Consider the following 25146-nt stretch of genomic DNA (forward strand, 5'->3'; position numbering starts at 1 on the left):
TAAAATGGCACACGCACACGAATCACATACAAAAAGAATCTGGAACGTATTTTGGATTTTATCAGCAATAACAATAGTAGAAGTTGCTTTAGGTATTTTTAAGCCAGCAGCGCTTCACTTAACAAACTTTTTAGGTACAAGCCCTTTAAACTGGATTTTTATTATCTTAACTTTAGCCAAAGCTTACGGAATTACATGGGCTTTTATGCACATGGAAGATGAAAAAAAATGGTTTAGACGCTCAGTAGTTTGGACTTCCATTTTCTTAATCTGTTATTTAGTAACCTTACTTTTAATAGAAGGTGATTATTTATACGAAACGTTATCACCACTTGTGAGATGGTAATTAAAATAAATGAGGTGGTTTTTTAACCACCTTTTTTTATAGCCTAAAAATGTTAAATTTTCTTAAAATCTAATTTTTAATTCAATGCGTTTTTTTACAAAAAAAAGAGTTGTATTATTTCTGTTGTTCATATTCCCTTTAATCTGTTTTCTTATTTTATCAACAGGAGAAAATAACTTTAAAAAGTTACCTATCCTAACCCAAAAAGTTATTGATATTACAGAAATAGATGCTTCAAAAAGTGTAGCACTAAAAGAATCGGTTTCTATTGTTTGTTTTTTAGGAAATGATGTACAATCTATTACCTCTGGTTTGTTAAACTTAAATGAAAAAGTATATAAAAAGTTTTTAGACTACAAAAAGTTTCAAATTATTGCTATTTATCCAAAAGATAAAACGGACGATGTAAACGCACTTAAAGATAAAATAGGGGCTTTTACAGATATGCAAAAATGGAAATTTGTGCCAAGTACCAAAGCAGAAATTGAAGGGTTTTATCAGAGTTTTGCTTACAACGAGCCATTAATAAACTTGTCATCTACAAAAGCATTCTTAATTGATAAAAATTTAAGTTTGCGAGGTCGATTAAAAGACGATAAAACCAATAAAAAATTATACGGTTATAACCTGAATTCAGTTTCAGAGTTAAATGGTAAACTTAAAGATGATATTAAGGTATTATATTACGAATATTATGCTGCCTTTAAAGATAGAAATAAGAATAAAGCAAATCGAAAAGAAGTAGGGATATGAATAAAAAGTACTCTTACGTAGGTATTGCCTTCATTATTTTATTGTTTGGTATTTATACTGTACCAAAAGTAGTCAATCGTTTTTCAGATACTGGCTTAGTAAAGTTTGATAAAGTACCCAATTTCGAATTTATCAATCAAGAAGGCAAAACCATTACGAATGATACCTTTAATGGAAAAGTATATGTGGTAGAGTTTTTCTTTTCTACTTGCCCAACAATATGCCCGTTAATGAATAAAAAGATGTTAACCTTACAAGATGCTTTTTTTGGAAATCCAGAATTTGGTATTGCATCTATTTCTATAACCCCAGAAATAGATACACCAAAAATATTAAAAGCATATGCAAAGAGTAGTGGTATAACTCACAAAAATTGGCATTTGTTAACGGGTAAGTCAGAAGATGTGGTGTATACACTGTCTAACCAAGGTTTTAAACTATATGCAGGTAAAGGTGATGCCTCTCACGCAGGTTTTGAGCATTCAGGTTTGTTTGCTTTGGTAGATAAAAACGGTTACATACGCTCTCGAAAAGACGAATTTGGAAACCCTATTATGTATTACAGGGCATTAGAAGAGCAAACTTTTCCTGATCAAATAAAAGAATTAAAAGAAGACATTAAATTATTATTAAATGAGTAATCTAGCACAAGAAAAAAAGTATAAAAAAATAATAACGGCGTTATCTATTATCATTCCATTAGCTGTTGCTGCTTTATTTGGTGTTAATTTAAGAGAATTGGGTTTTGATGTAAAGCCATTAACTTTTTTACCACCTATTTATGCCACTACAAACGGGTTAACAGCAATATTATTAATAGCTGCAGTAATTGCTATTAAAAAGGGAAATAGAAAGTTGCATGAACAATTAAACACCACTGCAATTGTATTTTCTTTAGCATTCTTGTTAATGTATATTGCATATCATATGACCTCTGATTCTACCAAGTTTGGTGGAGAAGGTGTTATTAAATATGTATATTATTTTATCTTAATTTCACACATAGTACTGTCTGTAATCGTAATTCCTTTTGTTTTATTAACGTATATGAAAGCAAAATTAACCGATTTTGAAGGGCATAAAAAAATAGCCAAAAAAACATTTCCTATATGGTTGTATGTAGCTGTAACTGGTGTTGTAGTATACATTATGATAGCACCTTATTACACTTAATCGTTTAAAAATAAATTTCATAAAAATGTCTTTTTTCAAAAAAATAAAACAAAAAGAATTTTGGCAAAATACATTTAAAATTGCCATTCCGTTTTTCATTTTTGTAACTATAATATCTTTATTAATGAATAGTTGGAGAGAGATCTTTGCAGGCGATTTTATAAAACTTGTTGAGGATAATTTTAGTAATGGAAAATGGATTCAATTTTGGAGTTATAAAGTTTTTTTAAGTTTGGTTTATGGTATGTATATGACTAATAAAAACATGAAATAGTGAACTAAAAGGTAAATGATAAACTAAACAAAAATGTAAATGAAGAAACTGAGTTAATCAATTCCCTATCTATAGGTAAATATTTATTGATTTACATTCCTGTCCTTTTTGTAATGTTTACAATAGGTCAATACATAGGTAGTTTCTTTTTTGACATTGATTTCGATTGGAGAATGGTTTTAGTTCAATCGGTTTGTTTTGCTCTTTTTTTAAGAGTTTTTCATAAGCTTAGAAACGTAATTAACAAAAGTTTTAAAAATAGATATAACTAAAAAAGGTTATTTGAAAAATATTAAAACTTTTCAAACAACCTTTTTTTATGATTACAATTAATTACAGGTTTAATCCAACTGAATCAAATCAATAGTACTTTCTTTTACTTTTTTATTGAGTTCTTTTACGTTTTTATCAAAAAGTGTATAGAGTTTAGCTAACTCAACATCAATTGTTTTGGTAATCTCATTTTTAAAATCGATGGCTTGTTGTGTTGGTGCATAGTTTCCAATTCTAGTTAATGAATTTAAATGCCCTAATTTATTATTCAAACGAATTGGGTAATTTAAAGGATCTTGCCCGCTTTTCGATTTTGTTTGATATAAGGTTTCTTCAACAACGGTCATTTCTTTTACCAAAGCATCCGCAAAATCAATCAAGTCTTTGTACTTCTTTTTGTCTTTGATAGATTTCTTTAACAAACCAACTTGACCACGAACTTTCTTTACATTTTTTAAGGCTTTATGAATTTCAGTCATTTTTTTGTTGATGTCGTTAATAAAATCAAACTGAGCTTTCATATCAGCTTCTGTAGCTTCAGACATTGGGTTTCTTAAAATAGCAAAGTTTTTAGACTGTTTTAAATCATTTACACGTAACTCAGCCTTATAGCTACCAGGCAAAGCCATTGGGCCTGCTAAAGATGCCCACCATAAAATCATACCTTTAACGGGTTCTGCACCATCATACATCATATTCCAATTGAATGTATTGTTACCTTTTTCAACTTTTAAGGCTCCTTCTTTTTGTTCTTTATTCGGTTTGGTAGAAAAGGTTTTTATCAAGTTGTCATTGGCATCAAAAATAGAAATCGCAATGGTGTCTTTTTTATCGAATTCTTTGATGTAATATGATATGTTTACACCACCAGAATGATTGGTTCCTGCAGTTCTAGAAGTTCGTCCTCGTCCACCAGATAAATTATACGCATCTTTTGGCTTGTATAAAACCACATCTTCTTGTTTTGATGTATTTAATTGATGCAAAGGCGTTAAATCGTCAATAATCCAAAGAGCACGACCCTGAGTGGCAGCAATTAAATTATCGTCTTTTATTGCCAAATCTGTAATAGGTACAATTGGTAAATTTTGTTTGAACGATTGCCAGTTTTTACCATCATCAAAAGAAATATACATCCCTCTTTCTGTACCAGCATACAATAAACCTTTGCGTTTTGGGTCTGCTCTTAATGCTCTTGTAAAATCTTCTTCTGCAATTCCGTTTGTAATTTGTGTCCAAGATTTTCCATAATTTTCTGTTTTATAAATGTATGGTTTATAATCTCCTGTTTTGTATTTTGTACCTACTATATATGCGCCACCTTTAGTAAACGGATCTATTTCAATACAGTTAATCATCATCCATTCTGGCATTTTTTTAGGGGTGATGTTATCCCAACTTTCACCATTATTTTTAGATACATGTACTAGCCCATCATCAGAACCAGTATAAATTAAACCAGATTCATAAGGCGATTCTACAGCCGCGAAAATTGTTCCATAATATTCTACTCCAGTATTGTCTTTGGTAATTGGACCTCCTGAAGGACCTAAAGTTTTAGGATCGTTTCTAGTCAAATCCGGACTGATTAATTTCCAACTTTGCCCTTCATTTTCTGTAACATGCAAATGATTTGAAGCTGCATACAAACGTTTTTGGTTATTTGGCGAAAAGAAAATTGGAAAATTCCACTGAAAGCGATATTTAAAATCCTCAGCTCCATGTCCCATAGGATCATCTGGCCAAACGTTTACAGCACGTCTCTCTCCAGTTTTATGATTCACTCTAGTAAGTAAACCCCCATAACTTCCACCATAAACAATATCATCATTTAAAGGATCTACAGCAATGTGTGCACTTTCGCCACCTGCTGTACTTTCCCAATCAGATTCTGTTATAAATCTACCATCAGTTCTATGCGCAATTCTAATTGTAGAATTGTCTTGTTGTGCTGCTAAAATTCGATAAGGAAAATGATTGTCTGTGGTAACTCTGTAAAATTGAGAGGTTGGTTGGTTATTCATTGTACTCCAATTTTCACCAGCATCAAAAGAAATTTGTGCTCCACCATCATCGCCAATAATCATTCTTTGGTTGTCTTCTGGAGCAATCCATAAATCGTGATGATCTCCATGAGGCGCATTGTAGGTTTTGTAGGTTTTTCCACCATCAGTAGATTTATGATAACGAACATTTAAAACATATAAAATATCTTCGTCTTGGGTATCTGCATACAAACGTGTGTAATACCAAGCACGCTGTCTTAATTTTCTTTCAGAATTGATCAATTTCCAAGTTTTACCAGCATCCGTAGATTTGTATACTCCCCCTTTTTTATTTTCGATTAAAGCATACACAATATCAGAATTTACTGGTGAAACTGTAACGCCACTAATTCCCCAAATTCCTGAAGGTAAGCCTGTGTTGGTAGAAATATTTGTCCAAGTTTCTCCTTCGTCTGTACTTTTCCAAAGTGCAGAGCCATCACCACCAGAAGATAAACTATAAGGAGTTCTTCTTACATTCCAAGTGGTAGCGTATAAAATTCTTGGATTATTTGGGTCGATAATTAAATCTACAACCCCAGCATCTTCGTTAGAAAACAATACTTTTCGCCAAGTTTCGCCACCATCAGTAGTTTTGTAAACACCACGTTCTTGAGTCGGTTTGTATAGATCTCCCATAACTCCAGCAAAAACAATATCAGGATTTTTAGGATGAATGCGCATTCTAGGAATGTGTCTTGAGTTTTTTAGACCTACGTGTGTCCAGCTTTTTCCAGCATTTACAGATTTCCAAATTCCATCACCAGAAGAAACATTTCCACGAACTGTTTTTTCTCCCATGCCAACATACATCACATTATTATCAGATTCAGAAACAGCTACAGCACCCACTGAACCTCCAAAAAACCCGTCAGAAATATTTTGCCAAGTATTACCAGCATCTGTAGTTTTCCAAACTCCACCTCCTGTAGATCCCATATAAAAAAGATTGGCTTTGCCAGTAACACCTGTTACAGCAGCGCTTCTTCCTCCTCTAAAAGGGCCAATATTTCGCCATTTTACCGCGCTAAAATATTCCTCAGAAACTTTGGTAGATTTTTTTTGTGCATTAACTTTGGCATTTGCAGAAAAGAAGATGCAAACTGCCAGAAAAAAGTATTTTTTCATTGTGGTTAGTTGTAAGTTTGAGCCTTAAAAATAAGAATTAAAATCAAGTTTTAGAATGGACATATTGTTAAATGTTTTAGCCGATAAAAATATACACCAAGAAATAACAATTTCTGGTTCTAAAAGTGAATCTAATAGATTACTGATTTTACAAAAACTATTTCCAGAAATTACAATCGAAAATTTATCAGATTCAGACGATTCTGTGCACATGCAACATGCTTTGTCTACAACAGAACAGTTGGTTAATATTGGGCATGCAGGTACTGCAATGCGTTTTTTAACGTCTTATTTTGCCATAAATGAAGGTAGAGAAACTGTGCTTACGGGTTCTGAAAGAATGCAAAACAGACCTATAGAAATTTTAGTTAATGCCTTAAAAGATTTAGGTGCAGCAATAACTTATGAAGCCAAAGAAGGCTATCCTCCAATTCGTTTAAAAGGAACTAAGTTAACTAAGAATAAAGTACAGATTAATGGCAATGTAAGTAGCCAATACATTTCATCATTATTATTAATTGCTTCAAAATTAGAAAATGGCTTAGCAATAGAGTTGGTTGGTAAGATTACTTCTGTACCCTATATAAAAATGACATTAAGTTTGTTAACACAATTAGGCATTGACAACAAATTTGATGGTAATTTTATTACTGTTCATCCAAAGAAAAATATTCAAAAACAAACAGTTGTTGTAGAATCAGATTGGTCTTCTGCAAGTTATTTTTATTCTATTGTTGCGCTTTCAGAAATTGGGTCTACCATTCAATTATCTGCCTATAAAAAAGAAAGTTTACAAGGCGACTCTTGCTTGGCAGACATTTATCAACATTTTGGAGTTACCACAACTTTTGGTGAGAATTTTATCACTTTAAAAAAGGAAAAAACAACTCATAAATCAACTTTAGAAATCAATCTAAAAAATGCACCAGATATTGCCCAAACTATTGCAGTAACTTGCTTTGCAGAAAAAATTGCCTGTAACTTGTTTGGTTTACATACCTTAAAAATAAAAGAAACAGATCGTTTAGTGGCTTTAGATGATGAACTGTCTAAATTAGGTGCGTCAATTTCTGTAACTGATGACAGTTTACATCTGGAAGTGTCATCAACAATCAACAAAAATATTGCCATAAAAACGTATAACGATCATAGAATGGCAATGGCATTTGCACCTTTGGCATTGAGAGTACCAATTCAAATTAACAATGCAGAAGTGGTTACAAAATCTTACCAGAAGTTTTGGGATGATATGCAACAAATTGGTATAGAAATAGATGAACTTTAAAGATAAATAGGCAAACACTTGACAACGCCTATTCGCATATCGTATATTTGCGGCTTTATAGCAAAATATACTTATGAAATTATCAAATTTTGACTTTGAATTACCAGAAGAACTCTTAGCATTATATCCTGCAGAACATAGAGATGAATCTCGTTTAATGGTTTTAAACAAAAAAGAACAAACTATTGAACATAAAACGTTTAAAGACGTTATTCATTATTTTGATGAAGGAGATATCTTAATGTTAAATAATACCAAAGTTTTTCCTGCTAGAATGTATGGGAATAAAGAAAAAACAGGGGCAAGAATCGAAGTATTCTTATTGCGTGAGTTGAATTCTGAAAACAGATTATGGGATGTTTTGGTAGATCCTGCAAGAAAAATAAGAATAGGTAACAAGTTGTTTTTTGGTGATGATGACAGCTTAGTAGCAGAAGTTATAGATAACACCACTTCTAGAGGTAGAACCTTACGTTTTTTGTTTGATGGAAGTTATGAAGCTTTTAGAGAAAAATTATTAGAATTAGGAGAAACACCTTTGCCAAAAGCTATAAAAAGAGAAGTAGAAAAATCAGACGAAGAACGTTACCAAACTATTTATGCAAAGCATGAAGGTGCTGTTGCAGCACCAACTGCAGGGTTACATTTTTCTAAACATTTATTAAAACGTTTAGAAATTAAAGGTGTAGATTTTGCTGAAATGACATTGCATGTAGGTTTAGGTACTTTTAGCCCTGTAGAAGTAGAAGATTTGTCGAAGCATAAAATGGATTCTGAGCAAATAGTAATTCCTGAAGCTGCTGCAGATAAAATTAATAAAGCAAAAGAAGAAAAAAGAAGAATTTGTGCAGTAGGTACTACTGTAATGAGAACTGTAGAATCTTCGGTTTCTTCTAATCAAAAATTAAATTCGTTTGAAGGTTGGACAAATAAATTTATTTTTCCTCCTTACGATTTTAGTATTGCAAACGCTATGATAACCAATTTTCACGAACCAAAATCTACTTTAATGATGCAGGCAGCTGCTTTTGCTGGGTACGATTTTTTAATGGAAGCTTATAAAGAAGCCGTAAAAGAAGGATATAAATTTTCTACTTATGGCGATGCTATGTTAATTATTTAAGGTATTAAAGAATTTTAAGTTTTATAAATTAAGCTGACAATTAGTAATTTAATTGTCAGTTTTTTTATTTGGGCGTTCCCTAAAAAGGTCGCGCTTTCCATTGCAATCTTTTATTCGTACCTCATAAAAGGATTTCCACTTCAATTGCTAACGCAGCCAGTTTATAAACAATAGTATTTAGCTAAAATTATATGCGTATTTTTGCAATTCTATTTTTAAAATAAGAAAACTTGGATAAAAAGAAAGACATAAGAGCCTTAACCAAAGAACAGTTACGCGATTTTTTTGTAAAAAATGGCGATAAAGCTTTTCGTGGAAACCAAGTTTACGAATGGCTTTGGAATAAGTCTTTGCATACTTTTGAAGATATGACAAACATTTCTAAAGCAACAAGAGAAATGTTAGAAGCAAACTTTGTCATCAATCATATTAAGGTTGATTCTATGCAGAAAAGTAATGATGGTACCATAAAAAATGGAATAAAATTACACGATGGTTTGGTAGTAGAATCTGTTCTTATTCCAACAGAAAAACGAACAACAGCTTGTGTTTCTAGTCAAGTAGGGTGTAGTTTAGATTGTTTATTTTGTGCAACAGCCCGTTTAAAACGAATGCGAAATCTAAATCCTGATGAAATTTACGATCAAGTAGTTGTTATCGATAAACAAAGTAGATTATATCACAATAAAAAATTGACAAATATTGTTTTTATGGGAATGGGTGAGCCTTTGATGAACTATAAAAACGTATTGAAATCTATAGAAATGATTACCTCTCCAGAAGGTTTAGGAATGTCATCAAAAAGAATTACAGTTTCTACTTCTGGCGTGCCAAAAATGATTAAAAAAATGGCAGATGAAGAGGTAAAATTTAATTTAGCAGTTTCTTTGCATTCTGCCATAGATAAAGTAAGAACATCAATAATGCCTTTTAATACTACGTTTCCTTTAAAAGATTTACAAGAATCTTTAGAGTATTGGTATGCAAAAACCAAAAGAGCAATTACCTATGAATATGTAGTTTGGGATGGCATAAATGATAGTAAAGAAGACATTAAAGCATTAGTAGAATTTTGTAAGTATGTGCCTTGTAAGGTGAATTTAATTGAATATAACCCAATAGACGATGGTCAATTTCAGCAAGCAAGTAACTCAGCAATTAACAATTATATTTCTAATTTAGAAATGCACGACATTACTGTAAATGTTAGGCGAAGTAGAGGAAAAGATATTGATGCAGCTTGTGGGCAATTGGCAAATAAATCGTAATTTTTTTAAATAGATTTTACTTATTTACTTATTCATAAATACACCTCACAGCTTTTTAAAACCCATGAGGTCTTCGTTTATATTTTGTATTTTTGCAAAACAAGTAAAGTATACATGAAGCCAGTAGAACTTATTAAATTGCCCATCAAAAAAGAGATGGAACTTTTTGAAAAAAAGTTCAGAGAAGCCATGCTTTCTAAAGTCCCTTTATTAAATAGAATTACTTATTACATTATTCGCAGAAAAGGAAAGCAAATGCGACCAATGTTTGTTTTTTTAATTGCTAAAATGGTTTCTGATGGTAATTTTGATGAGCGAACCTATAGAGGTGCTTCAATAATCGAGTTGATTCATACAGCAACTTTGGTGCATGATGATGTTGTAGATGATAGTAATCGAAGACGTGGATTTTTTTCTATAAACGCGCTCTGGAAAAACAAAATTGCAGTTTTAGTGGGCGATTATTTATTATCTAAAGGCTTGTTACTTTCTATTGATAATGATGATTTTGATTTGTTGAAATTGATATCAATTGCAGTTCGTGAAATGAGTGAAGGCGAATTGCTACAAATTGAAAAGGCCAGAAAACTAGATATTACAGAAGAGGTGTATTTTGATATTATTCGTCAAAAAACGGCCACATTAATTGCAGCTTGTTGTGGAATTGGTGCAGCATCTGTAGGAGCTAAAGATGATGTAGTACAGCAAATGCGAAAATTTGGGGAGTATATTGGTATTGCTTTTCAAATAAAAGACGATTTGTTTGATTATACTGATGAAAAAATAGGGAAACCAACAGGCATAGATATTAAAGAACAGAAAATGACCTTGCCTTTAATTTATACCTTAAATAATTGCACAAAAAAGGAAAAAGCTTGGATCATCAATTCTGTAAAAAAACATAATAAAGATAAAAAACGTGTTAAAGAAGTTATAGCTTTTGTAAAAGAAAATGGCGGAATTGAATATACAACCACTAAAATGAATGCCTATAAAAATAAGGCAATTACTATTTTAGAAGATTATCCAGAATCACCTTTTAAAACATCACTTTTACAAATGATAGATTATGTTGTAGAACGTAAAGTATAGTTTTACAAACGTAACAACTCTTCTACAAAATCTCGTTTATTAGACAATCTAGGTACTTTGTGTTGCCCACCTAATTTTCCTTTTTTCTTTAGCCAATCGTAAAAAAGCCCTTTTCTGGCAACGTGAATTTTAGGCATGGCTAACGTCATAGAATTGTAACGTTTGGCTTCGTAATCAGAATTGATAGCCTTTAAGGAATTGTCTAGCATTTCTGTAAAATAACTCATATTCTTAGGTTGCCTATTAAACTCAATAATCCATTCGTGTCCACCGCTTTTTTTATCTTTCATGAAAATTGGGCCAACTGTGTAATCAGAAATTATAGCATTTGTTTTTTCGCAAGCCAGTTTTAAAGCATCTTCTACATTTTCTATATTTAGCTCTTCACCAAAAACATTAATATAGTGTCTTGTTCTACCTGTAATTTTAATTCTATAAGGTTCAAGTGATGTAAAACGGATGGTATCACCAATTAAATAACGCCACAAACCACTATTTGTAGTAATAATTAAAGCATAATCAATCTCTTTTTGTACCTCAGAAATCGGAATGGTTTTAGAGTTTTCGCCTGCATAATCACTCATTGGAATAAACTCATAGAAAATTCCATAATCTAACATCAACAATAATTCTTTAGAGTTGTTTTGATCTTGAATGGCAAAAAAACCTTCTGAAGCATTATAGGTTTCGTAATACTTAAAATCTGCTTTCGGAATCAGTTTTTTGTATTGTTCTCTGTAAGGATTAAAGTTTACACCACCGTGAAAATAGACTTCTAAATTTGGCCATACTTCTAGAATATTGTCTTTTCCTGTGCGCTCTAAAACGTTGTTTAGCAATACTAACATCCAACTAGGTACACCTACTAAACTTGTAATATCTTCATTAATAGTTTCCTCAATAATGGCATCCATTTTAGTTTCCCACTCAGCCATTAACGCTACTTCTTGGCTTGGTGCAGAACTATAATCTGCCCAAAAAGGTAAGTTTTCTGTAATAATAGCAGATAAATCTCCAAAGTAAGAGTTGTTGTCTTTATAAATTTCAGAACTTCCTCCCAATCTTAACCCTTTTCCTGTAAAGAGTTGTGTTTCTTCATTATTGTTAATGTATAAGCAGAGCATATCTTTACCAGCTTTCATATGGCAATACTCTAAAGCCTCACTACTTACAGGTATAAATTTACTTTTAGCATTGGTAGTACCACTAGATTTTGCAAACCATTTAATTGGGGTTGGCCAAAATAAATTTTGTTCTCCTTTTCTACAACGTTCAATTAAAGGTTCTATGGTTTCGTATTTGTGAATAGGTACCAATTTTGTAAAATCAGCATAACTTTTTATCGTAGAAAATTGATGTTGTTTGCCAAACTCAGTTTTTTTTGCAGTGGAAATTAATCTTAATAAAAGTTCGTTTTGTACATCATTTGGATATTTTAAAAACAGTTCCATTTGATGAATCCTTTTTTTCAAAAACCAGGAAATTATAGAATTTACTAAAGGAAAGGCCATGAATTAAGTTCGATTTTTTACGTAATTTTGTGAACAGCTAAAAATACTAAAATTTGTTATGCAATATCAAGGTGTATTAAAAAAAATGAAAACTGAAAATCTAGAGGAAATTCAGTATTATTTAGATATGAAAACTGATTTTTTAAATATGAATCAGTTGTTACAAAAAGAAATTACACTTTCATTTGTGACTTATGAATGTTTAAACTGCCATTTAGAGAAGAAGATTTATAGACAAGGGTTTTGTAAATCTTGTTTTTTTGATACACCCAATGCTGGAGATTGGATTATGAGACCAGAATTAAGTAAGGCACATTTAGATATCGAAGACCGAGATTTGGCTTATGAAAAACAAGTGCAGTTACAACCACATATTGTGTATTTGGCAAACTCTAGTAATGTAAAAGTAGGTGTAACTAGAAAGCAACAAGTACCTACAAGATGGATAGATCAAGGCGCACACGAAGCTATAGAAATTGTAGAAGTACCCAATAGGTATTTAGCAGGTATTACAGAGGTTGCTTTAAAAGAACACGTAGCAGATAAAACCAATTGGCGAAAAATGCTGAAAAATGATATAGAAGATGAAAACTTGGTGGAATGGAGAGAGAAACTAAAACAATACATACCAGATGAAGCTGCAGCATATTTTATAGAACATAATGAAGAAACCAATTTAAACTTTCCTGTAACTAAATATCCTGAGAAACCAAAAAGCTTAAATTTGATAAAAACGACAAATTATACAGGGAAATTAGTGGGTATAAAAGGCCAATATTTAATTTTTGAAGATGATACCGTTTTTAATGTAAGAGCTAATGAAGGTTTGGTGGTTTCATTTGAGGTTTAAAAACTTTCTTTATGATAGAACTTAGCGTATTTTCCAAAATAACCATTTAAACAAGTTTCAGTTCATTTTTAATGGAAGTAATTAAATACAAATATTTAAAAGTTTACAACAGAGTAATGACTGGTTCATCTATCGAATTGGCTATTGAAACAAACAATACAGGAATTAATCACGTTATAGTTGACTCTGAAAAAATATCATTTCAATCACAAGGTTTAATAGAAGGTGGACATAAAAATTGGAACGAGTCTGCAAAGTTAGCTATTGAGATTGCTCTTGAAGAAATAAATAGTCCACATAAATTAACAGTAACTATTAAAAAACTTGAAGGAAGAATTTTTTTAGACACTAATAATGCTTCTATCGGAATTTCCTGTATTCTTGCTCTATGGGAGTATTTTAAATTCACACCAGAAGATATAATTATGGAAAGAATACATAAGTTTGTTCAGGAAGATTGGAATAATGATGTGAAATCAATTCCTAATTTCAAAAGAATTTATGAAAACTAAAAAATGACATACCTTATCACTTTAGATAATTACAAATTATTATGAAAAAAAACCTCCTAAAAGTAGCCCTAGCGCAAATTTCTCCAGTTTGGTTAAATAAAGAAAAAACCATTCAAAAAATTGAGAAATCTATTGAAGATGCAGCAAAAGAAAATTGCGAATTGATTGTTTTTGGAGAAGCATTATTGCCTGGTTATCCTTTTTGGTTGGGTTTAACAGGTGGTGCAGAATGGAATACAAAAACCAATAAAGAAATTCACGCACATTATGTTCGTCATTCAATCACTATAGAAAAAGGAGAATTAGATTCTATTTGTACATTAGCAAAAGAGTACTCAATTGCAATTTATTTAGGGATTATGGAACGTGCTCAAAATAGAGGAGGACATAGTATTTATGCATCTTTAGTGTATATAAATGAAGTTGGAGAGATAAAATCTGTACATAGAAAATTACAACCCACTTATGACGAACGTTTAACGTGGGCACCTGGAGATGGAAATGGTTTGCAAGTGCATCCTTTAAAAGAATTTACAGTGGGTGGTTTAAATTGTTGGGAAAATTGGATGCCTTTACCAAGAACAGCTTTGTATGGTTTAGGTGAAGATTTGCATATTGCAGTTTGGCCTGGAAGCGATCATAATACCAAAGATATTACACGTTTTATAGCTAGAGAATCTCGCTCTTTTGTAATTTCTGTGTCAGCGTTAATGCAAAAATCAGATTTTCCAGAAGATGTTCCTCATTATGATAAAATTGTAAAAAATGCACCAGATATTTTGGCTAATGGAGGCTCATGTATTGCTGGGCCTGATGGAGAGTGGATTATTGAACCAGTATTGCATAAAGAAGGCTTACTAATAGAAACGATTGATTTTAATAGAGTTTTAGAAGAACGTCAAAATTTTGATGCTGTTGGGCATTATTCAAGACCAGATGTTACTAAATTACATGTGAATAGAGAGCGACAAAGTACGGTTTCTTTTGATGAATAGATTTAATAAATCATCTTGGATTTACCGAAATTGAAATGTATTTTAGTTGAAAGTAAAAAACGTAGTCTAATAAAGGTTTTTGTTTTGAGATTTCTCGACTTCGATCGAAAGATATTCGATAATTAATAAATCAAAAAAATGATTTTTGAACAAAAAGAAATACAATTACAATCTTATAAAAGAGGGTTCCATTCAATAACAGATACCGTAATTCAAGCATTTCCGGAAATCAGTAAAATAGGAAAAGGATTCTTAAAAGTATTCATCAAACATACTTCTGCAAGTTTAACGATTAATGAAGATGCAGACCCAAGTGTACGCGTAGATTTTGAAAGTCATTTTAACAAAATGGTTCCTGAAAATGCACCCTATTATATTCATACTTATGAAGGAAGTGATGATATGCCTGCGCATTTAAAAGCATCTTTGTTAGGGAGTTCTGTAGAAATACCAATTACCAAAGGAAAACTTAATTTAGGTACTTGGCAAGGTATTTATTTGTGCGAACATAGAAATTATGGAGGCAAAAGAAAGTTGGTGCTTTCTGCTTTTGGAGTATAGTTTATCCCATAATTTTTAGTGTCATTAACAACTTAATTGGGAATATAGCTTTAGAAAATATATTTTTTGTAGATTCCCTTTTTTCAAGGGAATGATATTTCATCTATAATTTAGACTTCAACAACTGCTCTAAAATAGTTTCTACACCAAAATCATTATTACTTTTTGTGGTAAATTTTGCAATTTTTTTAATGTCTTTATGGGCATTACCCATTGCAAAACTTAAACCAGCTTCTTGCATCATTTCTATATCATTATGATAATCACCAAAAACCAAAGTTTCTTCTTTTGTAACGTTTAATAACTGCTGAACTTCTCTTAAAGCATTGCCTTTATTGGCTTTAGTATCAGAAATATCTAACCAATTGATACCAGATATCTTTAACAAAATTTCATCATTTAAATCTTTTACAACAGGATAAATAAAATGCTCAGAAGAATCAAAATGATATACAGCAATTTTAAATACTGGTACAGTTTTGGCAATTGTCATCAAATCGTCAACCTGTTTAAAACTATGGTAATATTCTTGAAATAATTGTATAAAACGCTGGTCTGTACTTTCTATATACGCTGCGTCATCACAACATAAAACCATATTTGTGCCTTCAATTTTTCGTAAAACCGGAATTAAATGGATTACTTTTTCAGCTGATAAAAAATTTGAAAGCAAAACGTTAGTGCCTTTTTTGGCAACACCGCCATTTTCGGCAATTACATAAATCTTGTTTTTAATGCTATCTAATTTAGCAACAATGCTATTGTGTTGTCTGCCACTTGCTGCACAAAATGTAATATTTTGTTGTTGTAATTGATTAAAGAGTTTAAAAAAAAGAGCACTCACCTCACCTTTGGTATTCAGTAAAGTACCATCCATATCAGAAACGACAAGTTTTATTTTTGAAAAATCAATCATTTTATCTTGTAGAATCTCTGATTACTAAGTCTGTTTTAATTACTTCAGTTACAATATCTGTATTTTTATTTTTTAGTTTATCAATTAAAATCTGAGTAGCTTTTGCGCCTATTTGTTCTCCATGTTGACTAATTGTTGTCATTTTTGGGCTAGAGTGTCTTGATAAAATTCCGTTAGAAAATGCAATTACAGATACCTCTTTTGGTATTTTTTTACCACTTTTTTTAATGGCTTTCATTGTGGATACAGCAACAGACTCGCCTGTAGCAATTACAGCATCAAACTCATTAGATTTTATAAAAGGTTTCAATACATTTTTATATTTCTTGTAATCCTTTTCAATAATATTTAGCACTAATTTTTCATCAAACTTAAGCCCTACTTTTTCTAACCCTTTTTTATAGCCTAAAAAGCGTTGTTTACCTATATGTAAATCGCTCATGGTAGATACAAAGGCAATTTTTTTATGCCCTTTTTTGTATAAATACTCAACAGTATTTGATGCAGAGTTAATATTATCTGTAACCACTTTATCGCACGCAATCGATTGAGCAACTCTATCAAACATAACAACAGGAGTTCCGTTTTCTATAGATTCTTTAAAATGGTCAAAGTTATCTTTTAGTTCTGTTTCTTTAGCCATAGATAATAAAAAACCATCTATACTACCATTAGAGAGCATTTCTATGATTTCTACTTCTTTGTCAAAAGATTGATTTGAAATACAGGTAATTACTTTATAACCTTGTGCTAATGCAGTTTTTTCTATGCCTTTAAATACTTGCGCAAAGAAATAATTTAACATTGTTGGCATAATAACCCCAATTGTTTTTGTGCTTCTATTTTTTAAGCTTAAAGCATTAAAATTGGGTTTGTAATTATGCGTTTTGGCATATTTCTGAATTTTTTCTTTAGTAGCTTCGCTTATTTCATAACTGTCATTCAACGCTTTAGAAACTGTAGAAATAGAAACGTTAAACTGTTTGGCAATGTCTTTAATTGTTAGTTTTTTCATACAAAAAAATTAGCCACTAATATATAAAATTAATGGTACAGGTAATTTAATAAATTATTAAATATGCACTTTGTTTTTGGTGTTTTTTCTAATTTCATAAATCAGATAGCTAAAAACCAAAATATATTCAACACTAACAAACCATAAGTTTTCTTGCCAAGGTATATTGGCGTAGGCTTGATAGCTTAGTATAATTACCAAGCTCCATAGAATTGGGAATTTATATTTTGTAAAAATTGATAGAATGATAGGTGTTGCCAAATACCAAGGGTGCACAGTTGTAGCTGTAAAATAGTAAAAACATAAGCCAAACAACATAACCGTAAATAGCTGAACCATTGAGGTGTTTTTTCTAAAGAACGTTAAAATGATTAAGAACAAAATGGTTAAAGTTGGTGTAATTTTACCAATAATAGCAATTTCATTATAGCCTCTAAATAAGTAGCCTATTTCTCTAAAAATGTAATAGAAACTTGCATTAAACTCAAAATTACCAAACCACAATCCTACTGAATTAAAGTAGTTTTCTATTAAGGATGATGAGTAAAATGGTAGAAATAATACGATTACAGTAATAAATACTATAGTATAAAAAGCAGTTAATTTTAATAAGTTTTTTGGTTTTACTTTAAAATCATACCAACTTAAAGTTTTAGAATCTTCTTGTGTCTGTAGCCTAACAAACCACTGAAAAAAAAGGGGTAAAAATAACAAAGGAATCAATTTTACAGATATAGAATAGGCAATTAAAATTGCACTCCATATCCATTTTTGTTGATATAACGTATACATTCCAGCCATTAAAAAGAACAACATTACAGGTTCAAAATGTAGATTTCCTGTCATTTCTATGATGATAAAAGGGTTTAAAATGTACCAAAAAATGTTTTTAATAGGTAATTGTAAACGCTCTAAAAGTCGTTTACCAAAGTATAAAATACCAACATCTGCTAAAATGATAATTAACCTTAAAACAATAGCAGCACCAAAAATACTTTTACTAGAAAAAAATGCAGCAATTAAAAAACAAAGTTGATTTAAAGGCGGGTAATTGGTGTAATGGCTTCCATTCAAATCACCCATTCCTGCATACAATTCTTCGGCTTGTGCTATTGGATAGTTGTTTTGTTGTATAAACGTTTCAGGTAATGATAAATAGGGGTTTAAGCCTTCTAAAATCATTCGTCCATCCCAAATAAAGCGATAAAAATCTTGCGATAGATTAGGGGTTGCAAATAGAAATATCAACCTAAAAATAATAGCAATACCAACTAAATTTGTGAATGAAATTTGATTGTTTTTCATCAATATAAAAAAACATCCAAAAAGTGTAAACCATAAAAAACAGAGTGGATAAAAAGATGTTCTTTCTAAAAAATAAGCAAACAAAAAGTAAAGTACTATGCTACCAAAAACAAAGATTAGGTATTGCTGTTTTTTTAAAAAAGACATGGTTATGCTTTAGAAAAAATAGATTTAAAGAACACATAAGCAAAACCAACAAAAAGCATAAAATGAAAAGGAAATAACCCATAATCGCCACCTTGATTGCCAACAATAGAAGCACTGTACATACCAAAAACAAAATAACAGGCTAAAATACCTTCTAAAATTACGTGTACAGAAGGTTTCTTTTTAATGTATTTATTGTTTTTCCAACCGTCTTTAATGGTTTTAATATTAAATTTTGGTGTACGTACAAATTCACTTTTTTTACCAAAATGACCTTCTAAAACTGCAATGGTATTGTGTAAAGAAAAGCCCATTGCTACTGAGAAAAATGTAAAAAATGCGCCAATATATTTTATAAATTTTACAAAACCACCCCCATAAATATTTTTATACATGTGCCAATAACAGATAAAAAAGATGATAGAACTCATTATAAAAAAGCTCATCACATAAAAATAATTTTTTAAGTGTGCATATTCGTTTTTAATGTATAACATAGGTATGCTTAGCACTGCAACTAAAAAGATACAGGTAAACATAGAGCTGTTTAATAAATGCAGTAAACAGTGAATTTTTGTTTTCAAAGAAACGGTTTTGCTAGTAATAATTTTGCGTACCATTTTTTGAAAATTCTCTGCACCACCTTTATTCCATCTAAATTGTTGCGACCTTGCTGCACTTATAATTACAGGCAATTCTGCAGGGGTTTCAACATGTTCTAAATATTTAAATTTCCAGTTTTTTAGCTGTGCTCTGTAACTTAAATCAATATCTTCTGTAAGTGTATCTCCTTGCCAATTGCCAGCATCGTAAATACATTCTTTACGCCAAACACCAGCTGTGCCGTTAAAATTTATAAAGTGGCCTTTGCTATTTCTACCCACTTGTTCTAAAGTAAAATGGGCGTCTAACATAAATGCTTGAATACGAGTTAAGGTAGAATAGTTTCTGTTGATGTGGCTCCATCTAGTTTGTACCACACCAATGTTATCGTCTTTAAAGTAAGGTATTGTTTGGTGTAACCAGTCCTTTTTGGGTAAAAAATCGGCATCAAAAATAGCAATAAATTCACCTTTTGCTGTTTTTAAACCTTCTTTAAGTGCGCCTGCTTTAAAGCCTTTTCTATTGCTTCTTCGAATATGTTGAATATCAATTCCTTTTTCTTGAATTTTTTTAACATGTTTCGCAGTCATTTCTACAGATTCATCTGTAGAATCATCTAAAACCTGAATTTCTAATTTTTCTAAAGGATAGTCTAATTTTGCAATGTTTTTGAGCAAACGTTTCATTACATACAACTCATTATAAACTGGTAGTTGAATGGTAACAAAAGGTATTTCTTTAGGGTTGTTAAAGTTGAATTTTACAGAGTTGTCTTGTTTGTTTTTAAAACGTAAATAGTTAAATAAAAGGTTCAATTGTGCCAATGCATACATAAAAATAAGTAGCAAACAAATTGTATATACAATAATAATGATGTACTCTAAAACCATTTATTTAAAACTATATTTAAAAATCCAACCAAGAATCTTTACACCTGCAAATATAGTACCTTTTACAGTACCTGAAACTTTAGAAACACCTATTCTGTTTCTGTATTTTACAGGAATTTCTAAATAACTCATTTTTTGTTTTAAAACTTTTAGCTGCATCTCTACTGTCCAACCATAGGTTTTATCTTCCATATTTAAAGCCAAAAGTTTATCATATTTTATGGCTCTAAAAGGGCCTAAATCAGAAAATTTTGCACCAAAAAACAGTTTCATTAAAAAAGTTGCCAGCCAATTACCAAATACTTGTTGAGGTGTCATAGCACCAGTTTCTCTTAATTTTTTAATTCTAGCACCCACAACAAAATCAATATCATCTTTTACAATAGGATGAATAATTTCTGTTAATTGTTCTGGGTAATCAGAATAATCACCATCTAAAAAAACAATAATATCGGGTTTTTGTTTTTGATTGTTGATGTGTTCCATCCCTTTTAAACAAGCATAACCATAGCCTTTTCTTACTTCAGATAACACAGTTGCACCTGCATTTTTTGCATTAAGCTCTGTATCATCAGTAGAGTTATTACTGATAACAATAACTTCATCAACAATATTGGGGATGTCTTGAATTACATTACCAATAGAATCTTGCTCATTATAAGCAGGAATTATGACTTTAATATTCAACTTCATTAAAATTTTGCATTTGGATTATCTCTCTTAAAACTAAAATAAGAAGTCCATTCTCCCGTTTTTTTATTAGATTCGTAACGTTCTGCTTTTTTAAGACGGTTATTAATATAAATTAAAGAATAACCCTCTTTTTTACCATTTTTGTACTGAATTTTTCTTTTTTTCTTATCGGAATAAAAAATCCACCAGTTATTGGCCTTATTGTTTTTATAACTGCCCTCTTTAAGTAATTTATTATCTGGTGTGTAAAAGTACCAATAATCTGTTTTCTTATCATTACTATAATGTCCTTTTTTTTCTACTGAACCTTCTGGATAATAAAACGTCCAAAAATCTACTTTCTGATTATTTAGTACCCATCCTTCTGAAATGAGATTCCCCTTTTCGTTATAATTTTTTACATATTCTTTTTGAGGTGATGTTGTGTGTAAGAATATGAATATCATACATCTAAGAAACATAATTTTTATTTTTTAATGTTTATACTAAAATGAAGAATTTGTAAAAACATAAAATGACTTTTTATGAGTCGTTTAAATTCAAACAAACTTTCATTGCTGTTATAATTATATACGTAGAATTATATTTTTTGGTTTTTTTTAAAAAAAATAAAACCGTGTCTTAGTTTTTTACGTAGGTAGAGTAACAGTAACCATAAAAACTAAAATTATGACAAACAAAATGAAAACACTTGCAAGCTTATGTCTGCTATTAACAGGTTTAAGTATGGCTCAAAGTCCAGTAAACGGCTTTATGAAAAAATCAGGAGAAGGATCTTTGGTACTATCCTACTCTCAAGAATCTTACAGTAAAGTTTTTTTAGTACCTAATGAAATTAATGGAGTACCCGCTTTTAATGATGTAACAATTAGTAGTACATCCTTTTTTGGAGAAATTGGTATTACAGATAATTTTAATTTGGTATTAAACATACCATATATTAAGGCAGAGGGTAATGCTTCTGAAGCAGTTTTAACTAATAATGGCTTTGAAAATGTAAGAAAAGGAATTCAAGACTTAAAAATTTATGCAAAATACAGATTCCATACTATTAATTTTGAGAAAAGTATGTTAGATTTTATTGGAGCCGCAGGTTTAGAAACACCTTTAGGAAATTATAGTGCAGATGAAGGACTGCAATCAATCATTGCAATTGGTAATGAAGCCACAAGCTTTAATGGTTTTGGTATTGCAACCTTTAAACTAAACTCAGGGCTTTTTGCCACAGGACAACTTGGCTATAGCTTAAGAAATAATGATGTGCCTAATGCATTACTCAGCGAGTTTAAATTGGGTTATGCAGCATCTAAATTTTATGTTGATGCTTTTGTGGCAAATCAATTATCAGATAATAGTGGTGTAGATATTTTAGGAGAAGGATTTACAGGATTTTTCCCTGCCACTCGTGTAAATTATACTAGAATTGGTGTAAATGCTTTTTTACCAATTACCAAACAATTGGGTATTACAGCAGGTACAAATGCGTATGTTTCTGGTAGAAATCTTGGTAAAGCCACTGGAGCTTATGGTGGTGTAGTATACTCATTTTAATTAAAAACTAAATAAAACTTAACAATTATGAAAAATTTAAATATTTTAAAATACATGCTAATTGCTATGCTAACAATTAGCGTTTTAACTTCTTGTGAAACAACTTCTAGTTATGAAGCAGACCTGCCTTCAATAGCAAATATTGCAGTATCAAACGCTGATTTTAGTACGCTAGAAGCTGCTGCAATTACAGGTGGTGTTGCTGGGGTTTTAAGTAACGCTAACCCTAATGATGCAAGTGGAGCTTACACTGTTTTTGCACCTACAAATGATGCTTTTGCAAGATTAGGTTTAAATGAACAAACTCTTGGTGTATTGCAAAAATCATTTTTAACCAATACATTATTGTACCATGTTTCTAACGGAAATTTATTAGGAAGCTCAATAAATGATGGTGCAAACTCAACTTCTGCACTCTCTGTAGATAGACGTTTTATTACTCGTGGAGAAGATACATATATTAACGGATCTAAAATTTTAGCTACAGATGTTATGGCTAGTAATGGTACTGTACATGTTATTGATAAAGTAATGATTGCTACTGGTGTAGATATTGTGCAATCTGCAATAGCATTACAAAGTGCAAACGTTTTTACTTTTTCTGAGTTATCTTATTTGGTAGAAGCAGTAGTTTATACAGATTTAGTAGACGCACTTACAGCCTCTGATGGTAGTCCATCTTTTACAGTTTTTGCACCTACAGATCAAGCTTTTGTAGATTTAGGAGCCGCACTTGGCTTAACTTTTACAGAACCTTCAGATATTCGTCAGTTACCTGTAGAAACCGTAAGAACTGTACTTTTAAATCATGTAATTGCAGATGGTGGTAAATTCACATCAGAATTAAATGCGGGTACAGTTACACCTTTAGGAGGTGATGATTTAACTTTGGGTGCTTTTACAAACGGTACGCTTACAGTTACAGGAGTTGGTAATGGTAACCAAGCTGCCAATATGGGCATTCCAGATGTACAAACTACCAATGGTGTTGTACACGTTATTGATAGGGTTTTATTACCGAATTTATAATATTATTTGAGTGTTTGGTTAGTTGATTTCTTAAGCCACAGATTATTTATTTCTGTGGCTTATTTTTATGTTTAGAAATCTTTTAAATGAGAGTAAGATTTGTTAAATGAAATTCTAAAAAAACTATTTTTTATTCACTAAACTCATTAAATCAACATCATTACCCAACAAAATTTCTGTAGGATTGATTCTACCTGTTTCAGGACCATTTTCTAGTTTTAAAACACCTCTTGGGCAAACAGCAGAACAAACTCCACAGCCCACACAACTAGAACGTACAATGTTTTCTCCTTTTTGTGCATAGGCTCTAACATCAATTCCTTGCTCACAATAGGTAGAACAGTTTCCACAAGAAATACATTGCCCTCCATTTGTGGTAATTCTAAATCTTGATTTAAAGCGTTGTACAAAACCTAAATATGCAGCTAATGGGCAGCCAAATCTACACCAAACGCGGTTACCAAAAATAGGATAGAAACCTGTGCCAATTACGCCTGCAAACCAAGCTCCAATTAAAAAACTATAGGTGTCTTTTATCCATTGCGATTTTATTCCTAAAAAGGATGATGTTCCAGAAAAGTAGCAATACAAAGTTACTAAAGTCATCACTAAAGAAAATACCAATACAGAGTGAATTAACCAGCGCTCTAATTTCCATGCATTTAAACTTTTGTTAGAATGTTGCCTGTAAGGGTCTCCTAATGTTTCTGCTAATCCTCCACAACCACAAACCCAAGAACAGTACCATCTTTTACCAAAGAAATAAACCATTACTGGCACAATGATTAAGGTTAAAACAATTCCCCATACTAGAATAAAAATTCCGATTCCGCCACTTTCAGTTAAGCTTTTAAGATTCCATTCCCAAAAGAAATCATAATCTAAAGGAAAAGCATTTTTAAAATCATAGCCAGGTTTGCCCAAACTTGCCATTATTTCTGGAATTAAAAATGCAAATACAATCTGAAAGAATAACACTGAAATTGTTCGTACAATTTGATATTTATTATGTCTGTATTTAATAAACATTCTCACACCCATCGTCAACATTATGGTGCAATATAAAAATCCGTAGACAAACCACTGAGAAGCCTCACCACCATTTAATGCTTTACTGATTGGGTCTAAAATAAATGTCCAGTTTACAGCATAATCTGGCATAAAATAGAGCATCAAGTAAAAGCTAACCAAATACACTAAAACCAACCAAGCAATCCAACCTCTATTTGTGGCAGATTCTAAATAAATACCATCATTTTTTATACCTGGTTTTCCTAATAAAATAAGGTTTGGTACTATGAACAACAATGCTCCAATTATGCATAAACCAAAGGTTAAAAACCACATTAAACCAGCATTTTCTTTTACAAAACCACTACCTGCTTTTTTAGCAATTTCATAACTAATGGTATGTGGTTTCCCATTAATTCTATATTGATATTGTTCTCCCTTTTTCTTCCAATTTTTTGCTGCATTATATTTTGCAATCAAATCATTATAATGTTGATTGTTTACTTCAACCGCATTTCTAACGCGTTTCGAAAACTGAAAAATGTTTAGGTTTTCTTGCGTTACAATTGCCTTTTGTAACTCTTCTTTTATGATTTCACTTTTATAGCCTTTTTTAGCAATAAAGGCGTCTAACTCTTTTTCTGTAAACGAAAAACTGCCTGTAAAAAGGGATGCTGTAAAGATTAATAATCCTATTAAAAATACGATTAAACCTGTTTGTTTTATTAGTTTCATTGATGTTTTTAATTTCCTGCAAGGTTTCTAAAATCTTGTAGGTATTTTTACTTATGTATACT

General features: G+C 31.1%; 24 protein-coding genes. 15 read left to right on the top strand and 9 right to left on the bottom strand.

What is annotated here, in order from left to right:
- The first annotated feature begins 4 nt into the window (after window positions 1-4).
- The 5 genes from SJY27_RS12575 to SJY27_RS12595 all read left to right on the top strand — a co-directional run bounded on the left by SJY27_RS12575 (window position 5) and on the right by SJY27_RS12595 (window position 2546).
- The gene (locus tag SJY27_RS12575; protein ID WP_397445205.1) at window positions 5-346 is read left to right on the top strand and encodes a cytochrome C oxidase subunit IV family protein; all 342 of its coding nucleotides are present in this window, start codon (window positions 5-7) and stop codon (window positions 344-346) included.
- Window positions 347-430: 84 nt separating this feature from the next.
- Window positions 431-1099 (top strand): hypothetical protein, encoded by a 669-nt coding sequence (locus SJY27_RS12580; RefSeq protein WP_397445206.1) that lies wholly within the window; start codon window positions 431-433, stop codon window positions 1097-1099.
- Window positions 1096-1740: an SCO family protein gene (locus SJY27_RS12585; protein ID WP_397445207.1), complete on the top strand. Its 645-nt coding sequence runs from the start codon at window positions 1096-1098 to the stop codon at window positions 1738-1740. The genes SJY27_RS12580 and SJY27_RS12585 overlap by 4 nt, the downstream gene beginning before the upstream one ends.
- The gene (locus SJY27_RS12590; RefSeq protein ID WP_397445208.1) at window positions 1733-2272 is read left to right on the top strand and encodes a DUF420 domain-containing protein; all 540 of its coding nucleotides are present in this window, start codon (window positions 1733-1735) and stop codon (window positions 2270-2272) included. The genes SJY27_RS12585 and SJY27_RS12590 overlap by 8 nt, the downstream gene beginning before the upstream one ends.
- 25 nt (window positions 2273-2297) lie before the next feature.
- On the top strand, window positions 2298-2546 hold the full coding sequence (locus tag SJY27_RS12595; protein WP_397445209.1) for a hypothetical protein: 249 nt from the start codon (window positions 2298-2300) through the stop codon (window positions 2544-2546).
- Between the two features lie 341 nt (window positions 2547-2887).
- Here the strand turns inward: SJY27_RS12595 and SJY27_RS12600 are convergent, their stop codons facing one another.
- Window positions 2888-5992, bottom strand: a complete 3105-nt coding sequence (locus SJY27_RS12600) for a WD40/YVTN/BNR-like repeat-containing protein (protein ID WP_397445210.1) — start codon at window positions 5990-5992, stop codon at window positions 2888-2890.
- A 55-nt stretch (window positions 5993-6047) separates the two neighbouring features.
- Here SJY27_RS12600 and SJY27_RS12605 point away from each other — a divergent pair, with 55 nt between their 5' ends.
- The 4 genes from SJY27_RS12605 (at window position 6048) to SJY27_RS12620 (ending at window position 10760) form a co-directional block, all read left to right on the top strand.
- Entirely contained in the window at window positions 6048-7277 is a 1230-nt protein-coding gene (locus tag SJY27_RS12605; RefSeq protein ID WP_397445211.1) for a 3-phosphoshikimate 1-carboxyvinyltransferase, read from the top strand.
- A 73-nt stretch (window positions 7278-7350) separates the two neighbouring features.
- Window positions 7351-8400: a tRNA preQ1(34) S-adenosylmethionine ribosyltransferase-isomerase QueA gene (queA, locus tag SJY27_RS12610; RefSeq protein ID WP_397445212.1), complete on the top strand. Its 1050-nt coding sequence runs from the start codon at window positions 7351-7353 to the stop codon at window positions 8398-8400.
- A 230-nt stretch (window positions 8401-8630) separates the two neighbouring features.
- Window positions 8631-9668: a 23S rRNA (adenine(2503)-C(2))-methyltransferase RlmN gene (gene rlmN / locus SJY27_RS12615; protein WP_397445213.1), complete on the top strand. Its 1038-nt coding sequence runs from the start codon at window positions 8631-8633 to the stop codon at window positions 9666-9668.
- A gap of 114 nt (window positions 9669-9782) precedes the next feature.
- Window positions 9783-10760 (top strand): polyprenyl synthetase family protein, encoded by a 978-nt coding sequence (locus tag SJY27_RS12620; RefSeq protein WP_397445214.1) that lies wholly within the window; start codon window positions 9783-9785, stop codon window positions 10758-10760.
- Window positions 10761-10762: 2 nt separating this feature from the next.
- Here SJY27_RS12620 and SJY27_RS12625 read toward each other — a convergent pair whose 3' ends face one another.
- On the bottom strand, window positions 10763-12271 hold the full coding sequence (locus tag SJY27_RS12625) for a GH3 auxin-responsive promoter family protein (RefSeq protein WP_397445215.1): 1509 nt from the start codon (window positions 12269-12271) through the stop codon (window positions 10763-10765).
- A 58-nt stretch (window positions 12272-12329) separates the two neighbouring features.
- On the opposite strand from SJY27_RS12625, the gene SJY27_RS12630 reads away from it, so the two are divergent.
- From SJY27_RS12630 to SJY27_RS12645, 4 genes are all read left to right on the top strand, one after another.
- Window positions 12330-13121 carry a DUF2797 domain-containing protein gene (locus tag SJY27_RS12630; RefSeq protein WP_397445216.1) on the top strand — a complete coding sequence of 264 codons (792 nt, stop codon included), beginning with the start codon at window positions 12330-12332 and terminating at the stop codon, window positions 13119-13121.
- A 71-nt stretch (window positions 13122-13192) separates the two neighbouring features.
- Window positions 13193-13633, top strand: coding sequence for a hypothetical protein (locus SJY27_RS12635; protein ID WP_397445217.1), 441 nt, complete (start codon window positions 13193-13195; stop codon window positions 13631-13633).
- Window positions 13634-13674: 41 nt separating this feature from the next.
- Window positions 13675-14628 carry a carbon-nitrogen hydrolase family protein gene (locus SJY27_RS12640; protein WP_397445218.1) on the top strand — a complete coding sequence of 318 codons (954 nt, stop codon included), beginning with the start codon at window positions 13675-13677 and terminating at the stop codon, window positions 14626-14628.
- A gap of 138 nt (window positions 14629-14766) precedes the next feature.
- Window positions 14767-15189: a secondary thiamine-phosphate synthase enzyme YjbQ gene (locus SJY27_RS12645; protein ID WP_397445219.1), complete on the top strand. Its 423-nt coding sequence runs from the start codon at window positions 14767-14769 to the stop codon at window positions 15187-15189.
- Between the two features lie 103 nt (window positions 15190-15292).
- Here the strand turns inward: SJY27_RS12645 and SJY27_RS12650 are convergent, their stop codons facing one another.
- From SJY27_RS12650 to SJY27_RS12675, 6 genes are read right to left on the bottom strand one after another with little or no spacing between them, the layout of a single operon-like run.
- Window positions 15293-16105 carry an HAD family hydrolase gene (locus tag SJY27_RS12650; protein WP_397445220.1) on the bottom strand — a complete coding sequence of 271 codons (813 nt, stop codon included), beginning with the start codon at window positions 16103-16105 and terminating at the stop codon, window positions 15293-15295.
- A 1-nt stretch (window position 16106) separates the two neighbouring features.
- Complete coding sequence (locus SJY27_RS12655; protein ID WP_397445221.1) at window positions 16107-17120, bottom strand: LacI family DNA-binding transcriptional regulator; 1014 nt, start codon at window positions 17118-17120, stop codon at window positions 16107-16109.
- Window positions 17121-17177: 57 nt separating this feature from the next.
- Window positions 17178-18572 (bottom strand): mannosyltransferase, encoded by a 1395-nt coding sequence (locus SJY27_RS12660; protein WP_397445222.1) that lies wholly within the window; start codon window positions 18570-18572, stop codon window positions 17178-17180.
- 2 nt (window positions 18573-18574) lie between these two features.
- Window positions 18575-20065, bottom strand: a complete 1491-nt coding sequence (locus SJY27_RS12665; RefSeq protein WP_397445223.1) for a cellulose synthase family protein — start codon at window positions 20063-20065, stop codon at window positions 18575-18577.
- A complete protein-coding gene (locus tag SJY27_RS12670) occupies window positions 20066-20758 on the bottom strand; it encodes a glycosyltransferase family 2 protein (protein WP_397445224.1) in 693 nt (230 codons plus the stop codon). It abuts the gene before it with no gap.
- Entirely contained in the window at window positions 20758-21204 is a 447-nt protein-coding gene (locus tag SJY27_RS12675) for a toxin-antitoxin system YwqK family antitoxin (RefSeq protein ID WP_397445225.1), read from the bottom strand. Before SJY27_RS12675 ends, SJY27_RS12670 begins: the two co-directional genes overlap by 1 nt.
- Window positions 21205-21439: 235 nt before the next feature.
- Here SJY27_RS12675 and SJY27_RS12680 point away from each other — a divergent pair, with 235 nt between their 5' ends.
- Both SJY27_RS12680 and SJY27_RS12685 read left to right on the top strand, forming a co-directional pair.
- Window positions 21440-22309: a hypothetical protein gene (locus SJY27_RS12680; RefSeq protein WP_397445226.1), complete on the top strand. Its 870-nt coding sequence runs from the start codon at window positions 21440-21442 to the stop codon at window positions 22307-22309.
- A gap of 27 nt (window positions 22310-22336) precedes the next feature.
- The gene (locus tag SJY27_RS12685) at window positions 22337-23338 is read left to right on the top strand and encodes a fasciclin domain-containing protein (RefSeq protein ID WP_397445227.1); all 1002 of its coding nucleotides are present in this window, start codon (window positions 22337-22339) and stop codon (window positions 23336-23338) included.
- A gap of 123 nt (window positions 23339-23461) precedes the next feature.
- On the opposite strand, the gene SJY27_RS12690 is transcribed toward SJY27_RS12685, so the two are convergent.
- Window positions 23462-25084, bottom strand: coding sequence for a 4Fe-4S binding protein (locus SJY27_RS12690; RefSeq protein ID WP_397445228.1), 1623 nt, complete (start codon window positions 25082-25084; stop codon window positions 23462-23464).
- Window positions 25085-25146: the final 62 nt, after the last annotated feature.

Source organism: Polaribacter sp. R77954, assembly GCF_044595335.1.
Lineage (GTDB): Bacteria > Bacteroidota > Bacteroidia > Flavobacteriales > Flavobacteriaceae > Polaribacter.

Coding starts and splice junctions, on each gene's coding strand:
- SJY27_RS12630 (WP_397445216.1), top strand. CDS start 12,330: ATGCAATATCAAGGTGTATTAAAAAAAATGAAAACTGAAAATCTAGAG.
- SJY27_RS12575 (WP_397445205.1), top strand. CDS start 5: ATGGCACACGCACACGAATCACATACAAAAAGAATCTGGAACGTATTT.
- SJY27_RS12670 (WP_397445224.1), bottom strand. CDS start 20,758: ATGAAGTTGAATATTAAAGTCATAATTCCTGCTTATAATGAGCAAGAT.
- SJY27_RS12680 (WP_397445226.1), top strand. CDS start 21,440: ATGAAAACACTTGCAAGCTTATGTCTGCTATTAACAGGTTTAAGTATG.
- SJY27_RS12645 (WP_397445219.1), top strand. CDS start 14,767: ATGATTTTTGAACAAAAAGAAATACAATTACAATCTTATAAAAGAGGG.
- SJY27_RS12650 (WP_397445220.1), bottom strand. CDS start 16,105: ATGATTGATTTTTCAAAAATAAAACTTGTCGTTTCTGATATGGATGGT.
- SJY27_RS12585 (WP_397445207.1), top strand. CDS start 1,096: ATGAATAAAAAGTACTCTTACGTAGGTATTGCCTTCATTATTTTATTG.
- SJY27_RS12625 (WP_397445215.1), bottom strand. CDS start 12,271: ATGGCCTTTCCTTTAGTAAATTCTATAATTTCCTGGTTTTTGAAAAAA.
- SJY27_RS12660 (WP_397445222.1), bottom strand. CDS start 18,572: ATGTCTTTTTTAAAAAAACAGCAATACCTAATCTTTGTTTTTGGTAGC.
- SJY27_RS12640 (WP_397445218.1), top strand. CDS start 13,675: ATGAAAAAAAACCTCCTAAAAGTAGCCCTAGCGCAAATTTCTCCAGTT.
- SJY27_RS12675 (WP_397445225.1), bottom strand. CDS start 21,204: ATGATATTCATATTCTTACACACAACATCACCTCAAAAAGAATATGTA.
- SJY27_RS12635 (WP_397445217.1), top strand. CDS start 13,193: ATGGAAGTAATTAAATACAAATATTTAAAAGTTTACAACAGAGTAATG.
- SJY27_RS12605 (WP_397445211.1), top strand. CDS start 6,048: ATGGACATATTGTTAAATGTTTTAGCCGATAAAAATATACACCAAGAA.
- SJY27_RS12655 (WP_397445221.1), bottom strand. CDS start 17,120: ATGAAAAAACTAACAATTAAAGACATTGCCAAACAGTTTAACGTTTCT.
- SJY27_RS12685 (WP_397445227.1), top strand. CDS start 22,337: ATGAAAAATTTAAATATTTTAAAATACATGCTAATTGCTATGCTAACA.
- SJY27_RS12665 (WP_397445223.1), bottom strand. CDS start 20,065: ATGGTTTTAGAGTACATCATTATTATTGTATATACAATTTGTTTGCTA.
- SJY27_RS12595 (WP_397445209.1), top strand. CDS start 2,298: ATGTCTTTTTTCAAAAAAATAAAACAAAAAGAATTTTGGCAAAATACA.
- queA (WP_397445212.1), top strand. CDS start 7,351: ATGAAATTATCAAATTTTGACTTTGAATTACCAGAAGAACTCTTAGCA.
- SJY27_RS12590 (WP_397445208.1), top strand. CDS start 1,733: ATGAGTAATCTAGCACAAGAAAAAAAGTATAAAAAAATAATAACGGCG.
- SJY27_RS12580 (WP_397445206.1), top strand. CDS start 431: ATGCGTTTTTTTACAAAAAAAAGAGTTGTATTATTTCTGTTGTTCATA.
- SJY27_RS12600 (WP_397445210.1), bottom strand. CDS start 5,992: ATGAAAAAATACTTTTTTCTGGCAGTTTGCATCTTCTTTTCTGCAAAT.
- SJY27_RS12690 (WP_397445228.1), bottom strand. CDS start 25,084: ATGAAACTAATAAAACAAACAGGTTTAATCGTATTTTTAATAGGATTA.
- SJY27_RS12620 (WP_397445214.1), top strand. CDS start 9,783: ATGAAGCCAGTAGAACTTATTAAATTGCCCATCAAAAAAGAGATGGAA.